Source organism: Paraflavitalea pollutisoli, assembly GCF_029360705.1.
Taxonomy (GTDB): domain Bacteria; phylum Bacteroidota; class Bacteroidia; order Chitinophagales; family Chitinophagaceae; genus Paraflavitalea; species Paraflavitalea pollutisoli.
Genome location: NZ_JARKMX010000008.1, coordinates 389,827 through 410,323, shown reverse-complemented (window position 1 = coordinate 410,323; position 20,497 = coordinate 389,827). Strand labels below are relative to the sequence as shown.

Here is a 20,497-nt window from a genome sequence, read left to right as displayed (position 1 = left end):
GTTGGCCATGATCTGATTCAAAATATCCCTGACACACAATAAAAGAACAGGCCCCTCCCGGGGCCTGTCTGCACACGATCAAAGCAACGGTTTCCTTAGGATGCCGTACGTTGAACAAAATCTTCGAGAATGATATCGGTCACCCCGTCATGGCGCTTCACACGCATCTTCGTGGGATAATAACCCGTACGTCCATATTTCACCGGCTGCGGAATAGCACGGCTAAAATTCGTAGTCGTATCGATAAACGCTTTGGTAATCATTGGTTCCATAAAAGTCACCTTACTATCATAGGTACCGTAGATGAAGGTCTGCGTGAAAGTTTTGCCACCACCCAATTCAGGCGACGTAGGGTCGAGCCAGTGCATGCCCATCTTGGGTACACCCGGGGCAGGGGCGATATGACCGGCCGGGAGGTAAGCGGCATCCGGAAACTTATTCATCTTTGCTTCGTCGGTGGTAGCGTCTACTTCCTGCGGCGTCACGAAATAATAATGAAAATCGAAATGCGGCAGCATGTACATCGGTCCTTCGTGCCCTACGGAATTCCAATCGAGCATCACGTGGTTGAACGGACTGCCGTGCTGGGGATGCAGCGGTACCACCACATGGCTGCTGTGGTCCGGATGTTGGGAATTGACCGGTGCGCTATTGAGCGCGGCATCATTGATGGTGATAGCCAGTTTGTCTGGAGCTCCATCGGCTTTCAATTGCACCCAGGTCCACGCCTTTCCGCTGAACAACTGTACAACTTCTCCTCTTTTAACGCTGTCGTCTTCTTTATCTTTTTTGCAAGACATGGCCAGTGCCGCCACTGCAAGGCAGCTCAAAAACACTTTTTTCATTTGATCAAATAATTTTCACAAAACTGCAACGCTGGCGCTCCTAAGCAAATGGCAGAGCGAATGAAATGAGGACAGCCGTACATGAGTTGCTGATTATTTTAGCCGGCCCCCGCTTCGTATAGCCTTTACGGACTATATTTGACCCGTATTTAACCCTCAATCGTTGTACAGGTATTTTTATCTTCTCGTAGCACTCGTATTGGGTTGCCAGCCTATTTGGGCGCGGCAGATCATTGCTAAAAAAGGCAAAGATCCCATGTTTCTCGTAGCCCCCTCCACAGCTACCCCCAATGCCCGGCAATATATCTTCACCCGCTTTAGTACCTTCAACGGGCTTGCTGCCAACCTGATCAATAACCTGGTACAGGATCGTAAAGGGTATATCTGGCTGGCGACCCCCAATGGCCTGCAGCGATTCGATGGCAACAAATTCACCACTTTTAAGCACCAGCATAGTAATCCGCACACCATGCCCGACGACAATGTCGCCCTGGTATATTTCGACAAATCGGATCGTCTATGGGTGTTTACTGCCGACAACAAGGTCGGCATTTTCGATACGGAACGATTTACTTATTCCGAGGTAAAAATGGAATGGGGCATTGAAAAACCCACCATCTACCACCCCAAAAAGATCCTCGAAACCCGACAAGGTAAAGTGCTGGTCTTTACACCCGGCTACGAAACCTTTCAATTTCTGCCGGATTCGAATAAACTGGTGATAGACCGGGAACATTTCAAACGCCCGTCCAAATGGCATTGCCACAACGTATTTCTCGATACACTGACAGGCCGCGAGTGGTCGACCAGCGATTCGGGTATTGCAATGTATGACCCCGCGACCAAACATATCAACTATTATCGCAATAATCCGGACAAAGACAAAGCCATTGAAGCTTTTGGCAATGTTGGTAACGGTTTACATGCTTACGCCGATGCCCAAGGCCGGCATATGGTCGTAACCTGGACCAAGTGGCATGGTGGTCCTCGCGTCCATTATTTCAATAGCCAAACCGGAGAACGAAAAACATACGACGTCGCCGAAGAACTCTTTGATGGTGGCTACCATGAACTCAATGGGATCTTACAACAGCGTAATGGAAAATTGTGGATTTATGGATTGCCGATCATCGCGGAATTTGTGGGAGGTGCCCAACCATTTCAGGGACTACAAAATGAATACAAAGACGAACAGAGCCTTAAATTCGATGTGGCCTATTATATGTACGAAGACCGCTCGGGCAACCTGTGGGTAACTACTACCAACGGCTTGTACCTCTTCAATCCCGATGCGCAAAAGTTCAATGCCTACCGGCTGCTGCGGCCCAACGGCACCGGCGTCATGGATGGACCTACCAAGTCGGTGTTGGAACTGGACAGTAACACCATTTGGATCGGCACCTGGGGTGTAGGGCTATATGCGTATGACCGGCACTTTAATCCCAAAAACCTGCCGGCCAGTATGAAGGGTTATGAACAGGGGGCGGCCATCTGGTGTATGGAACGGCACCGCAAAAGCGGCCTGGTGTTCATGGGCATGCAGGACGGCGCCATGTCGATCTACGATCAAAAAACACAGCACGAACAACAATACCTGTTCGATGTCTTTGAGCGCCGTACGATCCGGCAATGTGTACAGGATAACAATGGCAATCTTTGGTTTGGTACCCAACAGGGCAAACTGGTAAAATGGGTCTGGCAGCCAGGCCGGGAGTATAAGGATGGATTTACCGAAGTATTGAAGGCGGGCGCTCTCATTCATAAATTGTTCATCGACAAAAAAGGGTATTTATGGGTGGGTACCGTCGGCAGAGGATTGCTAAAGATCAATCCCAACACCAACCAGGTGCTCGAAACCTACCGTGCAAAGGGTCCCAAAGGTAAAAGGCTCTGGAACGATAGCCCCACCGATATCGTACAGGTCGACGACAGTACTTTACTCGTGGCCTGCTATGGCCTGTCGCTCGTAAACATGAATACCGGGCAGGTAAGTTATATCAGTACCGACGATGGCCTGCCTTCCAATAATGTGATGTGCCTGGCCCGCGACAAACATGGCATCATCTGGTTAGGCATGATGAGTGGTATATGCCGGATGAACATCACCAAAAAAGTGTTCACCCGCTATGACCGGCGGGATGGTATGCCTGCCGACTATTTTGAAGGCGACGACGCACATCACCTGAGCGATGGTCGTGTGCTGTTCACCAGCCAACATAATTTTGTCGTAATCGATCCTGAAAAAATGGTCAGGACCGAACCGCCTGCCGATGCTCAGATCACCGATATCCGGGTAGCCAACCAATCGCTGTCTGTGGATTCTGTGAGCAAGGAATTTGCCATCAACCTGCAACACGATAAAAGCTCCATTGCCATTGAATTTGGCAGCTTCAATTTTATCCGCCAGGAAAAGATCGACTACTATTACCAGTTGATGGGGGTAGACAAAGATTGGGTATATGCCGAAGACCGGCGGCAGGCCATCTATACACACCTTAGTCCGGGCAGCTATGTGTTTAAAGTAAAAAGCGAAAATGCCGATGGGGTAGAGAGCAAGGGCATTACCACTTTACGGATCAGCGTAAAACCTCCCTTCTGGCGTACGGGATGGTTCTATGGCAGTCTGGTGCTGCTGGCTGTCGTTATCCTGTACCGGATCGACCGCGAACGTATGCGGCGCATCCGCGAATTGCAGGCGATGAGAACACAGATCGCCGGCAACCTGCACAACGATGTCAATACTACCCTGAACAATATCAACCTGCTCAGTGAAATGGCCAAGATCAAGGCCGACAAAGACCTGACGCGCTCGAAAGAGTACATTGACCAGATCAGTGAAAAAAGCCACAATATGATCATCGCCATGGATGATATGTTGTGGAGCATCGATCCGCAGAACGACAGCATGGAGAAAACCCTGTTGCGGATGCTGGAGTTTGTAGATGCCCTTATCAACCGCCACGGCGCCAATATCGACATCCTGGTCGACGAGCATGTACGCACCTTGCGGCTGGATATGAAGGCGCGTCATGAAATGCTGCTGATCTTCAAAGAAGTGTTACGGGCGATGGTGCAGGAATCGAACCAACACCATATTCTGATCAATATCGACCTGGTAAAGTCGAAACTATCGGTCAAACTACAGGACGACGGCAACTACAACACCGAAAACGACCTGTTCACCACACCGACCCTCAATGTATTGACACAACGCACGAGCGCCATTCGTGCCGAACTGGATATACAGGCCGACAGGAATGGCGCTTCCGTGATATTACTGGTACCGGTAAACTGATCTATTTACCCATCCACTTCTTGAAATCGCTGACCTTTTCGCGGCTCACGATGGCTTCCTTGTCCACAGCAGGCTTGAGGTGCAACAGCAAGCGGTTGCCAAAATAGTCATGGATCTGATCTACGCTGTCAACGGCGATGTAGAAAGCGCGGCTGATGCGGAAGTAACGATCGGGGTCGAGCATTTCCTCCAGTTCATCCATCGTATAATCAACTACAAACTTGCGGTTATCGTAGGTCTTGAAGAAGTTGAGGCGACCGTCGCTGAAAAAGTAGGCAATCTCTTCCACTTCAATCGATACCAGCTTCTGTGCATGCTTCACGAGAAAACGCTTCCGGAATTCTTTGGGTTGCAGTTTTTGGCGCAGCTCTTTCACCAGGCTTTCTACATTGAGGTCCGTGTGGGCACTGCTGCCTGCAGCATACAGGTCTTTCATCTGCCGGTATTTGTTCAGCGCCGTCTCGAGGTCCTCCTTCTGAATGGGCTTCAGCAGGTAGTCGATGCTGTTGACCTTAAAAGCTTTCAGCGCATATTCATCGTACGAGGTGGTGAATACCACGGCGCTTTTTACAGCAGTACGGCTGAAGATCTCAAAACTTTGCCCATCGCTCAGCTCGATATCCATCAGGATGAGGTCGGGTGAAGGATTGTCTTCCAGCCAGTCGACAGTGCTCTTGATGCTATCCGTAACACCGACCACTTCGGCCTGTGCATCAACGCCGGCAAGCGTTTTCTGCAGCTTCTTCACGGCCAGTTCTTCGTCTTCTACGATTAGAATTTTCATATAATAACCTTTTATGCGTTTTAAGAATGAGGATGTATTTGTTTTTGTACGACGCTGATCTTCTTTTCATAACCACTGTCCCAGATCAGCGGTAGTATCACGGTGAAATTGCGGGTATCGGACATCACCTGAAAGCCGGGATGATCGAGCAATTCATATTTCAGGCGGATATTGGCAAGGCCGATCTTATTCGATAACTCCTTGATCGTTTTAGCCTGCAGGTTGTTGTTCACAGCCAGTTGATTGCCGGCCATGGTGAAAATATCGATCACCAGCGGCTGTTGCCTGGACACGACATTGTGCTTGACGGCATTCTCTACCAGCAGTTGCAGGCTTAAAGAGGGCAGGAGGTAGTTGTCATAGCGCTTGTCGACCTCCATCTGTATCTGTATGGCATCGCCATGCCGGGTTTTCAGCAATTTGTAATACGATTGTATAAAACGCAATTCATTTTGCAGGGTCGACAGGCCATCTTCATTGTTGCGCAGCAGGTAGCGGTACACCTTACTCAATTCATCCAGAAAACTTTCGGCCTGCCGTGGATCTTCCGATATCAGCGACGACAGTGTATTGAAACAATTGAACAGGAAATGCGGGTTGACCTGGTTTTTCAGGCTTTCAAATTCATATTGGATGGCTAGTTGCTGCACTTCTTCTTTCTCGGCCAGGCTCGCTTTCCATTTGATGATCACATATTCTGCCTCCCAGGAGGTCGTGGCGATCAGCGTCAGGGCAACGGCCAGCAGGAGGGAGGTACGGAATTGGGCAATATCCAGCTGATAACCGAGAAAATGGAAATAGTCGAACCCATAAAACAAACCGGCAAACGTGGCGCTCGTCAGGAATACATGGGTTACTGCCAGAATACTCAACCGCATCACCGTTTCATGGAGCCCCGGCAGCCGGATACGCAGCCAGTGCATACTTACGATATGCAGGTACCAGGATACAAATCCCTGCACATAGATCAGGGGAATGGAATAAAACCAGACGGAACGGTCGTGCCAAAGGCGGTCGCCAAACAGCAGGTGGTTGAGCAACGCGCTCAGCACCGGCATCAGCGTAAAAAAGGTGATCCATTCCACCCGGGTCGGTTTCATCCATGCTCTACTCATACGCCAGGGTTTCTTCCCCGTCGATCAAAGGGATGTGAATGACACGCTGCTTTTCGGTCTGCCTGATCGTGACAGCCTGGCCCGACAGCAACCGGTACTTATTGACGACATTTTCCAGTCCCAGGTCTTCACCTTCCTGTATACCAATGCGGATCTTGGGTTGTACGTTGTGCTGGATCTGCATCCATTGCTCGCCCAATGAACTGATCGTAATGACCAGGGGGCTTTCCTTGCTGATGGTATTGTTGGTAAAAGTATTCTCCACCAGTAGCTGCAGGGTCAGGGGAGGCATCATGAGCTTGCGCTGAGCGGCCGTGATATGGCGGTTGATGTGGATCCCGTCACCATACCGGACCTTCAGCAGGAACGAATAGCTGTCCAGGAACTGTAATTCAGTATCGAGGGTAACGAATTTATCGTCGCTACGCAACAGGTAGCGGTACACCTTACTCATCTCATCGAGAAACTTCTCCGCCGCCTGGGTATCCTCGCCGATCAGGCTCGATAAGGAGTTCAGGCTATTGAACAGGAAATGCGGATTCATCTGGCTTTTGAGCCCCAGTAGCCGGCTCTGCAGGTACTCTTTTTTCAATTGCTGGGTTTCCAGCATCGTCTTCTTCCATTTATCGAAACTATCAACCCCTTCATGCAGGATGGTGACAAAGACATTGAAAATAGCGGCCGATAACAGTGTCCATTGGTACCTGACCTGGTTCAGTTCATAATTGAGGAAATGGAAATAGTCGTACCCCCAGAACAGAATGGTAACAATGAGCGCATTGATCAGGATGAACAGGAAGATGGAGATCACCATCCGCTTCATCAGGTCGTTATCATGGGGAAAGCGGTAGCGCAGCAAAACGGCAATTCGGGTAAACAGGAACCAGAAACCGGAAATGATCAGCAGGGTACTCAAACTGGCCCACACAAACACCCTTCCTTCGCTAAAATACCGGTTGCCAAAGATCAGGGAATTGTACACCAATACAATGACAGGCACCACAGCCGCAAAGATCCATAGGTCCTTACGGGTGTATTGTGGCAGTGACAACCTGAGCAGGGTGGAATGGGTGTTTACTGTCATTACTACTACAAATTACCAACATTTGTTGCAGGCAAGTTAAGGGGTTTCGTCAGAATGGGGAAGAAGGAGGATGAATTGAGGATTCAGGGGCGTGAATTGGAGGGAAAAACGAGCCATCGGCAGGCTCATGCCTTTGAGCCGGCAACATCGGCCGTTAGAACATACTAAACTACACACTCCGCCAGCGCCTACACCCATTCTTTCACTTGATCCCCCAAAATCGGCAGGTCATGCACGAACTGCTTTTAAGCGGGACTGAAGGGTTCCATCTTTGCGGAGCAATCATTACCAAATAGCCATTATAGTCATGCAAAAAACAAAAAAACTCCACCTGCTGGTCCAGGGATTGGTCCTGGCAGGCATTACCGGATTGGCCCTTTTCGGCCTTTTCTCCTTCACCACCCGCCAGCTGTTTGGCGATTTCTGGGAACAATTGGGCGTCACCCAACAACGAGGCAGCAACAGCATCAAAAGCAGTTTCCTGAATGGATCCTTTTATCACCCCAATGTACGGGTTGTACGTAGCCTGGCGGCAGGCGACCGGGTCGCAGTAGCCAAAGACCTGCTCGCTTATACCAAAGAATATGTCAATACCCCTGCCTTTGCCCAGGAGTATGAGCAATCGCGCCAGAGCAGGAAGCCTACAGTACCGGAGCCCGCCAAAACCGAAGCCGTGATCCGCCAGAAGTTCATAGATGATACTAAAAAGGGGATCGAGAACATGGAAAAATTCATAAAGGTAGCCGACGCATCCATGAAGAAAACAGCGGAAGAAGGGCTTGCTCAACAAAAAGCCTTTCTGAAAGACTACCAGGATCCCAATAGCGAAATGATCAAGATGGCCGTGCAGGGTGAGCAGATCCAATTCCAAAGCCGCCAGGAGCAATACGAGCAGGCGCTGAAAGACTGGCAAACCAATTATCCCGCCAATGTAAAAGCCATGATCAAAGTCAGGCTGCAACACATGCTCGCGGCTACCAAAGACGTAGACTTCGCCGCACAAACCGTAGAGCGCGATGGACTGAAGCGTTTCGTGAAACAGGAATACGAAAACAAATCAGCAGAATGGAAAAAGGCGTACCGCGCCGGTAAAGACGTCACCGTAGCAGCCCAGGCCTTCGCCCGTCAATGGCTGCAGGAATTACCCTAGCCATCGCACACACACGACAAAGCAATTAGCTCATACAAAATAATGCCGCACATGAAACGGATCCTCTTTATAGCCGTGCTCCTGATCCCTGCCACTGTATTTTCGCAGGGATTTATGGACCGGTTGAAAAAAAAAGTAACCAACAAAGCAGAACAAAAAGCAGGAGAGAAGGTCGAGAAAACGATTGACAAGGGTGTTGATAAAGCTGAACAGGCGGGAAAGTCGGGCAATAAGCCGGCAGATCAGCCTGCTCCAGGTGCAACAAACACAGCCGCCGTCCCGGAAGCGGCCCCAGCACCTGCTACTACGGCACCTGCAACACCCGCACTAAAAAGCAATACGCGCTTTGATTTCATCCCCGGAGAACAAATCGTGTATACGGAGAATTTTGACCAGGAGGCCATCGGTGAATTGCCCACCAACTGGAACACTACCGGTACGGGTGAAGTGGTGACACTCAACAACTTTCCCGGGAAATGGCTCCAGGTACACCAACGCAGTTTTTACCTCACGAGCAACCAGGCCGAATTTGGAGAGAATTACACCGTAGAATTTGACCTGATCATGAACGTAAAATACAATGGCCATTTCTTTCCCTATATCGAGTTTGGCTTTCTGAGCACCAATAAAGAACCGGCTGCCAGCAATGACTACCTGCGCAATTACCGCAAATACGCCAGCCTGGAAGCCATATTCTATCCCTCAGAAGGGGAGCGGAGTACCATGGGTATCCATACTTACCAGGCCAACAAGAACTATTATACCGGTGATCAGCAAACTGTACCGGCACTGAGCAAGTTCTTCGGTAAACCCATCCACATTGCCATGCAGGTACAAAAAGAGCGGTTGCGCATCTGGGCCGACCAGGAGAAGATTTTCGACGCCCCCAAGGCCATGCCGGCAGGTGTCATCATGAACCAATTGATGTTCCAGATCCATAGCTCCAGTTACAAAGAAGACCAGTATGGTTACTTCCTGACGAACCTGAAAGTGGCGAAAGGCGTACCCGACATGCGTCATAAGCTGGTAGAAGAGGGTAAGTTCAGCACTACGGGTATCCTGTTCGATGTCAATTCGGACGTGATCAGGCCCGAATCATTCGGTGTATTGAAATCGATCGCTACTGTACTGAAGGAAAACGGTGATCTCAAAGTAAAGATCATTGGTCATACCGACAGCGATGGCGACGACCAGAAGAACCTGCAACTGTCGCAAAAACGCGCTGCAGCCGTAGCCAGGGCATTACAGGAGTCGTTCAGCATCGAAGCAGGCCGGCTGCAAACAGATGGGAAAGGAGAAACTGCTCCGGCAGGTGACAACAAAACGAAGGAAGGCAAAGCACTTAACCGGCGTGTAGAGTTTATCAAATTGTAGCTCGCATCCACAAACAACTGATAAAATGCAAAAGCCCTGCTCGTTAAGGAGCGGGGCTTTTAATTTCTATGGGAACAACAGCGACATCTCCCGGATCGGCAGGAACCGATTCGCGTGGTACATGCTTCTTGGGAGCGATCTTGTCCTTAAGTCCGATAAATCTATTTTCAAAATAATTGAAGGAGAGGTAACTGATACCAATGGTGGCGAGCAGGGCGCCCAGGTCCACCAGCAACCTGGTGGCAAAACGATCCATCAGCCCTAATTCTTTACCGGCCTGATGTGCCAGCCAGATCATCGCAAAATGATAGACATAAAGTCCATAACTCACTTTGCCGAGCGAAGCCAATAGTTTGTTTTCGAAGATCCAGGTCTGGAAATTCCGACTTTTCAGCTTGAACAACAGCAAGGCAAAACAATAATTCAGGGCGGTGTACCCCCACACATACTTGAAACTGTTTTGCATGTATGCCGGATACCCGAGGGTGAGTATCTGTATGTCTCCCGATTGGAAATAATTGGTGGCATAGCCCAGCAATAAGGTGGCTCCCAGGGTAGCGAATACCTCCAGGCTTTTGACGACCCGGGTCTGGTACAAGGCAAAGTAACCGCCGATCGCAAAAGCATCGAGGTGCGAGAAAGTCGACAGGTATACCAACAGGTCTTTGTGGGCACCCAACCAGCTGGCATGACCATGATCGGCGTAATAGCCGGTCAGCAACCGGATGACGGGGCCAAGCAGGATGATCAATTGCAAAACCCGTTTGATGCGGTGGGTACGGGTAAAATAGATGAGCAGGGGCCACAGTAAATAAAACTGTTCTTCTACTGCCAGGCTCCAGAAATGCGTGATGAAATCATTGTGCTCAAATGACTTCGTGGCATGAAAAATATTATAAGTATACGTAAAACCATATACCAGCTGACTTTTCAGCGAAGCGAAGTACTCAAACCGGGCGAGCCCAAAGAAAGTGATCGCCAGCAAAATGACGATGAGGTAGAAGTAATACAGCGGGAAGATCCGCAGGGTCCTTCTTACCAGAAAGTTTTTGATATAGGCACCGAAGGAATTGGTCTCCGCTTTGGTGTCGATCAGGATGGGGGTGATGAGAAAGCCAGAAAGTACGAAAAAGGCCTGTACCCCCAGGTAGCCTGCATACAACAGATTGGTATGGAACAGGAATACGGCGAAGAAAGCGAAAAAACGAAAACTGTTGTAACTGGGGTTCATAAGGCTAAATAAATTCTGTTCTGCAATATAATGGCAGCAGTCGGCTCCTGCAAGACTGGGCGATCTGGTTCAGCCTGCTTTCGGAGCATGATCTGGATATTGCTATAGGAATTTGGAACTGAGTGTATTAGGAGGAATTGGAAGTTGGATGATAGACTAATAACCGACAGTAAACCGCTTGCGAATGAATCGGCCCTGCTCCAGTTCGTCCAGCAAAGCTACGGCAAGATCTTCAACGGAAATAGTGCTTACCTGCTTTTCATTGAAAACAGGCTGGTCCGTGCCGGTCCGGTAATGACCGGTTCTGCCGGTTTTTACACCCGGATGCATCACAATGGCCGGACTGAGGTAGGTCCAGTCGAGCGTATCGTTCCTACGCAGGATGGCGAGGTAATCCCGGGCACCAAGGGCACCCGGCTTGAACTCGGCCGGAAAGCCAGGCGTGTCGATCAACTGTACACCGGGAGATATTTCCAGGCTGCCGGCACCACCCACGACGATCAACCGCGGTACACCCGCCGCCGCGGTGCCCTGCTCAATGGCCTGGGCACCTTCGAGGAATTCGTTGTAGATATGGGGATTTTGCCAGCCGGGATTGTAGGCACTCACCACAGCATCGTGACCGGCCACCAGGCGGGCCACTTCACCGGCCTGCCGTACGTCTCCTTGTTTGACCACCAACCCGGCGTGCTGCAACGTGATCTTTTCGGGATGGCGCACAATAGCGGTTACCGAATAGCCGCGTTGCAATGCTTCCTGCAACACATGCGACCCTACAAAACCGGAAGCGCCGATCAAAGCTATCTTCATACCGTTCAATTTATATTATAAAAGTAAGCAATGTTTTTTTTGGAAGGCATGGGTGATAGAAAAAATGTAATGTGATTTGAGTCTGGAAAAAATAAGCCGCAACCGGACTAACCCGAACGCACATTGTCAGGAAAAATACCTATTTTCCACTATCGTTCATTTTTGCATGTCGGCCCCTGTTACTTTTACTGTCCTCCCTATGGTGCTCCTTTGCTACCACCTGAACAGGCAACTTGGCTAAACGGCCCGAAAAACCAGTTAACACTTACCAGGTATCGTTTTTATTGTAACCCAGATTGAACAGCCGGTTGTACAACCACTGGCACCAAAACCCTTATGTTCACATGAGCAAACTATCCACCGAAAAGGATCTCATGATCCGTTTTCAGCAGGGGGAGGCGATGGCATTTAATACCATCTACAATCGCTTTTTCACCTCGCTGCGACAATTTACCCACCGTCTTACCTGTCAAAGGGAGCAAGCCGAACAGATCACCGTAGAAACATTTGCCAAGTTGTATCACCTGTACGGCAATTTCGATGACCTGGCCAATGTCAGGGCCTTTCTGTATGTCACCGCCCGCAATGCCAGCTATCATTACCTGGCCAGCTCGCATCGAAGTGTACCCGATGAGGAAACCCTCGCCGACATCCACGAATGGCCATCCTTCTACGCACCGGGTACCCCTGAAAAAGCCACAGCCAGTCACCAGGCAGTAGTCGACGCAGTAGACACCTTACCTGACAACCATAGCCAGGTATTCCGCCTGGCTTATCAGCAAGGACTGAAGACCGCTGAGATCGCACGCGATCTTCAACTATCAGAAACAGCTGTGCGTGGTTATCGCCGCGGCTCGCTCAAATTATTACGCATCGCACTATTCGAAAAACGTTTGCCCGAAGCAGCACTCAATTGCGTACAGCTTGCCCGGTCACCGAGGACGGCAGCCACCTGCATGATGTAGAGCAAGACGACAGGGCACGCCTGGCAAGGAACCGGCAAACCTGTAACTACCAGGGGATGTCACCCGTGTTGAGCGCGCCATTGTGCGGGAGATAGAAGGTACGCCTTTTTAAAAGCAGCACTGAAGCTATTGATGGTATTGTAGCCAGCCAGCAGGGCGATCTGTTTGACCGGCTTGTCGCTTTCCTCCAGCAGCTTTTTTGCCCTTTCCAGGCGAAGCTGTACCTGGTACGCATAGATGCTGGTACCAAACAATTGCCTGAAGCCATACTGCAGTTTGGTGCGGTTCATGCCTGCCTCATGAGCCAGCTCCAGGATCGTGGTGTGCGACCAGGCTGGCTGTTGCAACATAGCCTGAACTTTCCTGATCTGTTGAATATCCGAGGGATGAAGTTTGATAATAGTTCCGCTCATGTCCATTTATTGGGGCAAAGCCCGGATTATACATACGCGGTGACAAGTAACCAAGTTGCCTACCCGACACAAACGCAGGGTCGATACAAATATAACAGCTTTGGTGAAACGACATAGCCCGTAGCATCCGATCTGGAGACAGAACGGTATTTTTTAGCGCGTTTACAGGTTAACCCTTATCAACCCGGCATTTCACACGACACCGGTCGATCACTGACCGTTTGCATTAGCCAATACCCAGCAGGGCCATGAACCGGTCACGATAGGTATCACCCACCGGCAGGTATTGCCCGTTGATGATCACTTTGCCGCGGTCCAGGAACTCAATCTTATTGCGGTTGATGATGTAGGATTTGTGGATGCGGATAAAAGTAGCTGGTGGAAGGGTAGCTTCCATTTTCTTCATGCTTTCGAGCGAAAGGATCTTGCTACCTGGCGTATGAAAGGCGACATAGTCACGCAGGGCTTCGATGTAAAAGATGGCATCCAGGTTGACCTTTTGGATGCGGTATTCGGCTTTGATGAAGAGATGGTCGGGCTGATCCTTTTCGGCGGCCCCCGCCTTATGGTCCAGGCGCTCCCTGGCTTTCATAACAGCCATCATGTAGCGATCGAAAGAGAAGGGTTTGAGCAGATAATCGACAACATCGTGCTCGTAACCCTCCAGTGCATACTGTGGATAGGCGGTGGTCAGCACCACTTTGCAGCGGTTGCCGATGAGCTTCATGAATTGCATACCGCTCAATTCGGGCATATGAATGTCCAAAAAGAGCAGATCGGCTTCGCCCTGCTCGATCACCGACAGGGCTTCCAGTACATGGGTGGTCTTGAAAACGACCACTAGACCAGGCGTTTTCTCCACATACTGCGCCAGCAGGCCAACGGCCAACGGCTCATCGTCGACGATCACACACCGTATAGTTGCAGCATTACTCATTGGTCAGTTCCAGGTTGATGGTGAAATGGGTATCGGTGGTGGTGATTTTCAACACATGCTTTTCGGGATACAGCAAGGCCAGCCGGCGCTGTACGTTCTGCAACCCAATGCCGCCCACAGCATCCTTCAGACCATGCCCTTTCCTATTCACGCAGTGAAAATAGATATTTTTTGTTCCGGCATGAATGGTAATGGATACCCCTTCTCCGGTTTCAGACAGATCGCCATGCTTGAAGGCATTCTCCACAAAAGGGATCAGCAGCAACGGAGGGATCTGCATCGATACTGTATCGCCGGTCACATGAACAGGCGTGTGAATGGGATGGTCGAAACGGATGCGCTGCAGGGCGATATACCGGTCGATGTAATCGATCTCTTTTTGTAGCGATACCTTTTCGCTGGCATCATACAACATATACCGCAGCAAGTCCGAAAGACCCAGTATGGCCTCCTGGGCGCCCGCCGCGTGTTGGTACATAAGAGAATAAATATTGTGCAGGCTATTGAACAGGAAATGCGGATTGATCTGCGACCGCAGGAATGACAATTCCGACTGGCGGTTCTGGATCACCATGTCTTTTTGCTGCAGCTCCTTGTACTGCGCATAACGAATAAAATAAAATACGATGCCATACAAGGAATATAGAAAGGCATACGAGATATTATTCAGGAAAAAGGTGCGCAGGCGAAGTGGTCTGCCAAAAGGCTCGAAATAAAAGCATCCGTAAAAGATTACCGGAAAAGCCGCCAGGGTCAGCAGCACGGCCAGGTAGGTCCTGCGTGGATAAAACCGGTGCAGCGTCAGGTAGGGGAGCAGGGCAAACAGGAAATACAGGCCCATGGAAAAGAGCACCATGATCAGCTCCGGAAAATTGTGGGGCGTGCCCAACACCCTCGTGCGGCCATTGACAACATTGGGCAGATTAAAAGCGATGTGCAACAGGAAATACAAAACCACATAAATTCCCAACAACAGGGGGATTCTTTTTCGCATCGGTCAAAGGTATACCATAATGCCAGATATCGGGTTACCACGCCTGCCGGTTGGTAGAGATGCAAAGCCAGTACGTCGATTTTGATTGGAAGCCGCTCACAGCGCAGGTAATTTTCCATCATCAAACGCAGCCCCGTGGCTGCCAACTATTCATCAACCGCCGCCGGGTGTACTGCGGACGAGGTTTCTACCTCGTCTCAAGCGGTTGCCCGCCTAACGTCGCAGGCAGGCAATGCATGTTCGAAAAAAGATAGCATTGAAGTGGAACATACCCGGCGGCTGGTTTTATTACAAACTCATTTTATGGAATATTTCCCATTTTGGTCACACCCTACAAAACCGCCCGGGCATGCAACTGCAGGTACATTACAGGCACCCGTGCAGCCCGTCCGGAACAATCCGGTGCCCAGGGAACAACGTCGCTTTCGCTGGTGGCGCGTTCCGGGGTGGCTGTTGCTACCAGTCATTCTATATGGCCTGTATCGCAGTATACCCTGGCCAGGTAGCAGAGGGCAGGCACCCGTAAGTTCCGGTTTTCAGTTATCAGGCAATTTCGGCGAGCTGCGGCCGCACCATTTTCACATGGGTCTCGATGTGCGCACCGATGGAAAGGAAGACCTGCCCGTGTATGCGGTAGGGGATGGCTATATAAGTCGTGTATTGATCGAAGAATATGGGTTGGGCAAGGCATTGTTTGTCACGCATGCCAATGGCACCACCTCCGTTTACGCACACCTCAACCGGTTTTATGACGCGGTACAAACCAGGGTGGAAACCATGCAGCGCAAACGGCAACAAAAAGCCATCAACCAAACCTTCGCCGCCGGCGAGTTTCCCGTGTCGCGCGGACAACAGATCGCCCTCAGTGGCAATACCGGGGGATCGGAAGCGCCTCACCTGCATTTCGAGATCCGTGACACGCGTACCGGTCACAACCTGAACCCGCTGCTGAAAGGCTATGAGATGGACGACGACACGCCACCTATCCTGGGATCTCTGTATTGGTACAACCGGCAGTTCAGCACCTACCGAATGGGAGCCAATCCCATTTCCATCACCGGCAGTGCCGGAAAATACCGGGCAGCGAAACCGGTGATCAAAGTACGTTCGCCACGCATCAGTCTCGGCATAGGCGCCAGCGATAAGAACAACGACAGCCGGTTCCGGCTGGGTGTTTACCGCACCGTGACCAAACTGGATGGGAAAGTGGTACACGAAGCGACACTCGATGATATCGCCCCCACAGACAGCCGGTATATCAACGCCTGCATCGACTATCCACGCTGGACACGCACCGGCTCCTTTGTACAGCACCTGGCCACCCTGCCTGGCAATCACCTGACCGCCTGGCAGGGCAGCGGGCTGCTCGACCTGTCGGATGGCCGCGTGCACGAAGTGCACATCCAACTCTATGACGTCAATGGCAACAGCAGTAGTTTCGAAAGTTCCGTACAATATGCAGGAGCCCTGGAAACCCCGCCGGCTAAAGAACCGGGAGCGGTGATCATCACCCCCGGGAAGGCACGTACTGTGTCCGGACCTTCGGTAACCCTCCAATTTTCAGGAAAAACCTTTTATGATACGGTAGCCTTTGTACTGAAACAAAAGACAGCCGCGCCGCAGGCTGTCTCCGCAGCCATTGGGCTGCATACCGCGGCCATTCCCGTGCATGATCGTTATACAGTGACCCTGCGAGCTTCACATACGCTCAGTCCGGCAGCCCGTCAACAGGTAGTGATGCAACTCAATACCGGCAAAAAAAAGTATACCGTCAAAGGGCAATGGCAGGGCGCATCGATGGTAGCCACCCTCAATGAACTCGGTACCGTACAATTGCTGCGCGATGAGCGCCCACCGACGGTGGAACCCGCCGGCTGGGAAGATGGTCAGTTATTTAAGAACGAGTCCATCGCCTTGAAACTAACCTGCCTGGACGACCTGGGCACCATGGCCGATTTTCGCGCCACCTGTAATGGTCAATGGTTATTGTATGACAGCAAGGGGAAAGACTTTGTCGTATATATCCCGGCCAATTGTCCGGCGGGAAAACAACAGCTGGTGGTAACGGCTACCGATGTGGCCGGCAATACCACGACGAAGACGATCAGTTTCCGAAAAGACCGGTAAAAAAAAATCAGGCATGATACAGCACCATATCAAGACATCCTACCGAAAAATGGCCAGGAGCAAGACCTATACGATCCTCAACATCGCGGGGCTTGCCATCGGGATAGCGGTTTGTACGATCCTATTTATCATTATACAGTACCAAACCAGCTTCGATACCTTTCATGCAAAGCGGGCACGCATCTACCGCGTTTTGACGGAACAACGCCAACAGGATGGCACCCTGATAGCTCGCACACCAGCTGTTCCTTTTCCCCTGCCCGCAGGATTGAAAACAGCTTTTCCGCAACTGGAGCAGGTAGCCCCCGTCTATGCCAGTCAAAACGACGAGTTGCAGTTGCTGGATGCCCATGGAGTACCGCAAAAAAGTTTCAAAGAGCAGCACGGGGTATTTTATACAACGCCGTCGTTTTTCAGCATCTTCGATTTCCCATTGCTGGCAGGCACTTATGCCTCCTTAAAGGCCCCAAACCAGGTCTTGCTGACCAAAGAGACCGCCGCCACCTATTTCGGCGATTGGAAAACAGCCACAGGCAAAAACATCCGGCTAACAGGCTCCTACAGGATCGGTGCCGGCCTGTTTCAGTCCCCACCGATCACGCTGAAAGTAGCAGGTATTCTGGAAAACATTCCGGCGAATTCCGATTTCCAGCTGAAAATAGTCGTGTCGTATGGAACAGATTTCACGGGCGACGAACAGTACGGATTTCAAAACCCCGACTGGCATCAAACAGCCCCTGATTTCGGTTGCTATGTGTTATTGTCACCCGGAAACTCCATGGACCAATTTACCCGGCAACTGAACGCCTATGGCCAAAAAATGATTCCCACAGGCAGCAAGGACAATTACCTGGTACAAAACATCAGCGAGGTGCACCAGGATGCCCAAACTGACAATTACAGCCACCAAACGATCAGCCACCAGGAGATCGATGGCTTGTGGCTGATAGCAGCGTTCATCCTCCTGATCGCTTGTGTAAATTTCATCAATGGGTCGACAGCCCAAGCCATCAACCGGGCAAAGGAGGTGGGCGTCAGGAAGGTGCTGGGTAGTCGTCCGCACCAGTTGCAGCTGCAATTTATTGTTGAGACCTTTTTGATCGTGACCGGGGCAGCCTTACTGGCAATATCCCTGGTGGTGATCGGGATTCCTGTCGTCAACCGGGTATTGGCGCTCTCCATTTCCTTCCGTAACCTGAACGCCTCCTCCCTGATCCTGTTTGTGATCACTGTTATGCTGCTGGTCACCCTCCTGGCTGGCTGCTATCCTGCGGTGGTCTTGTCGCGCCTACGTCCTGTTTATGCATTCAGGAACAAACTCCCCGCAAACATGACGAGTGGCATGTCATTGCGCAGGGGACTAGTGGTAGGTCAATTTGTGATCGCACAGGCGCTGATCATCGCTACACTCGTGGTGGCCAGGCAAATGAAGTATTGCACGACCCAGCCACTGGGTTTCGACACGGCAGCCATGGTACAGGTGCCTTTCCGTCCCGACAATACGGGTGATCGGCTCACCAGCTACCTGCGGCAACAGCTGCTGTCTCTGCCGGGAGTGCAGTCAGTCAGCTTTTGTTCCAACACGCCCATCGAATCAGGAAACGATCTGTGGACTACCTGTACATTGGGTGAGACCGCGTCAGCTTCCGGTTTCCAGTCTATGCTCAAATTCGCCGACGATCATTACCTGTCATCCTACCAATTACAATTGGTGGCCGGCAGAAATGTGCAGCCGTCGGGAATGACCAGGGAATTCCTGGTCAATGAAGCGCTGGTGAAAAAGCTGGGCTTCACCAATCCGGAAGATGTATTGAGCAAAGAGCTCAGCATATGGGATGGTCGGATAAAATGCCCCATCGTCGGCGTATTGAAAGATTTCAAGGACAGGTCCTTTCATCATGCGCTCGCCCCATTGATCGTCACCACCAACGGCACCATGTATAGGCAGATTGCGATTAAACTGGCTACGAACAATATGGCTTCCACGCTGCAGGCCGTTCAACAAACCTGGAAAAATAGTTTTCCGGACTATGTGTTCGAATACCGGATGATGGAGGATAAAATTGAGGGCTTTTACAAACAGGAGCAGCAATTGTCCAGTATGTACCAGTTCTTTTCAGCCATTGCTATATTGCTCAGCTGTCTGGGACTGTACGGGCTGGCCTCGTTCATGGCTGTGCAGCGAACAAAAGAAATAGGCATTCGCAAGGTATTGGGAGCCAATGCCGGCAACATCCTTTACCTGTTCTCCAAAGAATTTACGGTATTGATTATCCTGGCATTTTTGATCGCCACACCCATTGCCTGGTATTACGGGCACCAGTGGCTGCAAAACTATACGTATCGTATCTCCATCGACGGGTGGCCATTTGTGGGGGTTGGACTGGCTGCCATTGGCATCGCGCTCACTACCATCAGCTTTCAGGCAATAAAAGCAGCAAAGGCAGATCCGGTGAAAAGCCTGAAGGCGGAGTAACCTGGTCCGCACTATTGCTGTTGTATTGACCAGCCCAATCCACTACCTGCTGCAAGGGATAGAGACTGGCCTCGCAGTATCGTTCCCGGCCCTGTTGACGGATGCGGATAAGCCCGCATTGACGCAGTATTTTGATATGACGGGAAATGGCGGGCCGGCTGACGGAGAAATGCTCCGCCACGCCATTGAGCGAAAGCGTTTGTTGCGACAGCAAGGCGATGATCTGGCGGCGTGTAGGATCGGCAATGGCCTGGTATACATCTCGTCTCATGTGATAGCATTTCATTATTCATGGTATGGGCGATGGCTGCTGCCAGCCATCAACGTCTGCGGGCAATAATGCCCGCCACGGGTAAGCCAATACAAAACATCAGGATCAACATATTGATGATGACGCCCGAAGTCGTGTGTTTGCCCGCAGGCGTATTGCTGAGCGGCACCACGACCAGGTTCATCGCACACCAAACTACTATCCCATAACCCAGGCCGGCGAGCACCCAGTTGCTGGTTAGTTTTTTGATGGTCGGCCAGGCCGCATAAAAGATAGCTGCGAAGATCGTGGCGATCAGAAAATGCAACGCCATGCCCAACACCCGCATCGGTATCACATCCTCGTACGCAGCCTCTTTGCCCACCACACCACTGGCGATATAATTGAGGATCGGCCAGGGACTTTTGCCCGTTTTCAACGAATAATTGACAAAAGCAGCCACGATATCGCAGGTCCCGGCCAACAAACCGGCCTGCAGGATAAGTCGCCAGGCCTGTGGGTTGATGCCGGGCCTATAAGCAGGCGCCCCTACCGGAGAAGGAGTTATTTTGGTCATGATGGTAAAGGATGGGTTAAATGTCCATCTGTAATAAATTTACCCGCATTTCCCGCTGATTGCGTAGGAG

The 20,497-nt window shown here is 50.9% G+C and carries 17 protein-coding genes; 6 read left to right on the top strand and 11 right to left on the bottom strand.

The window, feature by feature from the left end:
* Window positions 1–95: 95 nt before the first annotated feature.
* The gene (locus P2W70_RS15800) at window positions 96–845 is read right to left on the bottom strand and encodes a hypothetical protein (protein WP_276482458.1); all 750 of its coding nucleotides are present in this window, start codon (window positions 843–845) and stop codon (window positions 96–98) included.
* Between the two features lie 163 nt (window positions 846–1,008).
* Here P2W70_RS15800 and P2W70_RS15795 point away from each other — a divergent pair, with 163 nt between their 5' ends.
* Window positions 1,009–4,140: a ligand-binding sensor domain-containing protein gene (locus tag P2W70_RS15795; RefSeq protein WP_276482457.1), complete on the top strand. Its 3,132-nt coding sequence runs from the start codon at window positions 1,009–1,011 to the stop codon at window positions 4,138–4,140.
* Window position 4,141: 1 nt separating this feature from the next.
* On the opposite strand, the gene P2W70_RS15790 is transcribed toward P2W70_RS15795, so the two are convergent.
* The 3 genes from P2W70_RS15790 to P2W70_RS15780 are packed head-to-tail and all read right to left on the bottom strand — an operon-like array spanning window position 4,142 to window position 7,123.
* Window positions 4,142–4,924 carry a LytR/AlgR family response regulator transcription factor gene (locus tag P2W70_RS15790; protein ID WP_276482456.1) on the bottom strand — a complete coding sequence of 261 codons (783 nt, stop codon included), beginning with the start codon at window positions 4,922–4,924 and terminating at the stop codon, window positions 4,142–4,144.
* A gap of 20 nt (window positions 4,925–4,944) precedes the next feature.
* The gene (locus tag P2W70_RS15785) at window positions 4,945–6,039 is read right to left on the bottom strand and encodes a sensor histidine kinase (RefSeq protein ID WP_276482455.1); all 1,095 of its coding nucleotides are present in this window, start codon (window positions 6,037–6,039) and stop codon (window positions 4,945–4,947) included.
* Window positions 6,032–7,123, bottom strand: a complete 1,092-nt coding sequence (locus tag P2W70_RS15780) for a sensor histidine kinase (RefSeq protein ID WP_276482454.1) — start codon at window positions 7,121–7,123, stop codon at window positions 6,032–6,034. The genes P2W70_RS15785 and P2W70_RS15780 overlap by 8 nt, the downstream gene beginning before the upstream one ends.
* A 307-nt stretch (window positions 7,124–7,430) precedes the next feature.
* Between P2W70_RS15780 and P2W70_RS15775 the strand changes: the two genes are divergently transcribed.
* Both P2W70_RS15775 and P2W70_RS15770 read left to right on the top strand, forming a co-directional pair.
* Entirely contained in the window at window positions 7,431–8,273 is an 843-nt protein-coding gene (locus P2W70_RS15775) for a hypothetical protein (RefSeq protein ID WP_276482453.1), read from the top strand.
* 51 nt (window positions 8,274–8,324) lie between these two features.
* Complete coding sequence (locus P2W70_RS15770) at window positions 8,325–9,647, top strand: OmpA family protein (protein WP_276482452.1); 1,323 nt, start codon at window positions 8,325–8,327, stop codon at window positions 9,645–9,647.
* 43 nt (window positions 9,648–9,690) lie between these two features.
* On the opposite strand, the gene P2W70_RS15765 is transcribed toward P2W70_RS15770, so the two are convergent.
* The gene (locus P2W70_RS15765) at window positions 9,691–10,878 is read right to left on the bottom strand and encodes an acyltransferase family protein (protein WP_276482451.1); all 1,188 of its coding nucleotides are present in this window, start codon (window positions 10,876–10,878) and stop codon (window positions 9,691–9,693) included.
* Between the two features lie 156 nt (window positions 10,879–11,034).
* On the bottom strand, window positions 11,035–11,688 hold the full coding sequence (locus P2W70_RS15760) for an NAD(P)-dependent oxidoreductase (protein WP_276482450.1): 654 nt from the start codon (window positions 11,686–11,688) through the stop codon (window positions 11,035–11,037).
* 344 nt (window positions 11,689–12,032) lie between these two features.
* Between P2W70_RS15760 and P2W70_RS15755 the strand changes: the two genes are divergently transcribed.
* Window positions 12,033–12,653 carry an RNA polymerase sigma factor gene (locus P2W70_RS15755; RefSeq protein WP_276482449.1) on the top strand — a complete coding sequence of 207 codons (621 nt, stop codon included), beginning with the start codon at window positions 12,033–12,035 and terminating at the stop codon, window positions 12,651–12,653.
* Between the two features lie 59 nt (window positions 12,654–12,712).
* Here the strand turns inward: P2W70_RS15755 and P2W70_RS15750 are convergent, their stop codons facing one another.
* The 3 genes from P2W70_RS15750 to P2W70_RS15740 all read right to left on the bottom strand — a co-directional run bounded on the left by P2W70_RS15750 (window position 12,713) and on the right by P2W70_RS15740 (window position 14,997).
* Window positions 12,713–13,066 (bottom strand): helix-turn-helix domain-containing protein, encoded by a 354-nt coding sequence (locus P2W70_RS15750; RefSeq protein ID WP_276482448.1) that lies wholly within the window; start codon window positions 13,064–13,066, stop codon window positions 12,713–12,715.
* A 226-nt stretch (window positions 13,067–13,292) separates the two neighbouring features.
* Entirely contained in the window at window positions 13,293–14,003 is a 711-nt protein-coding gene (locus P2W70_RS15745; protein ID WP_276482447.1) for a LytR/AlgR family response regulator transcription factor, read from the bottom strand.
* Window positions 13,996–14,997 carry a sensor histidine kinase gene (locus tag P2W70_RS15740; RefSeq protein ID WP_276482446.1) on the bottom strand — a complete coding sequence of 334 codons (1,002 nt, stop codon included), beginning with the start codon at window positions 14,995–14,997 and terminating at the stop codon, window positions 13,996–13,998. The genes P2W70_RS15745 and P2W70_RS15740 overlap by 8 nt, the downstream gene beginning before the upstream one ends.
* Before the next feature lie 303 nt (window positions 14,998–15,300).
* Here P2W70_RS15740 and P2W70_RS15735 point away from each other — a divergent pair, with 303 nt between their 5' ends.
* Both P2W70_RS15735 and P2W70_RS15730 read left to right on the top strand, forming a co-directional pair.
* Window positions 15,301–17,124: a M23 family metallopeptidase gene (locus P2W70_RS15735; protein ID WP_276482445.1), complete on the top strand. Its 1,824-nt coding sequence runs from the start codon at window positions 15,301–15,303 to the stop codon at window positions 17,122–17,124.
* Between the two features lie 13 nt (window positions 17,125–17,137).
* Entirely contained in the window at window positions 17,138–19,600 is a 2,463-nt protein-coding gene (locus P2W70_RS15730) for an ABC transporter permease (RefSeq protein ID WP_276482444.1), read from the top strand.
* On the opposite strand, the gene P2W70_RS15725 is transcribed toward P2W70_RS15730, so the two are convergent.
* Window positions 19,539–19,871, bottom strand: a complete 333-nt coding sequence (locus P2W70_RS15725; RefSeq protein WP_276482443.1) for an ArsR/SmtB family transcription factor — start codon at window positions 19,869–19,871, stop codon at window positions 19,539–19,541. The genes P2W70_RS15730 and P2W70_RS15725 overlap by 62 nt on opposite strands.
* Window positions 19,872–19,920: 49 nt before the next feature.
* Window positions 19,921–20,427: a hypothetical protein gene (locus P2W70_RS15720; RefSeq protein ID WP_276482442.1), complete on the bottom strand. Its 507-nt coding sequence runs from the start codon at window positions 20,425–20,427 to the stop codon at window positions 19,921–19,923.
* Window positions 20,428–20,497: the final 70 nt, after the last annotated feature.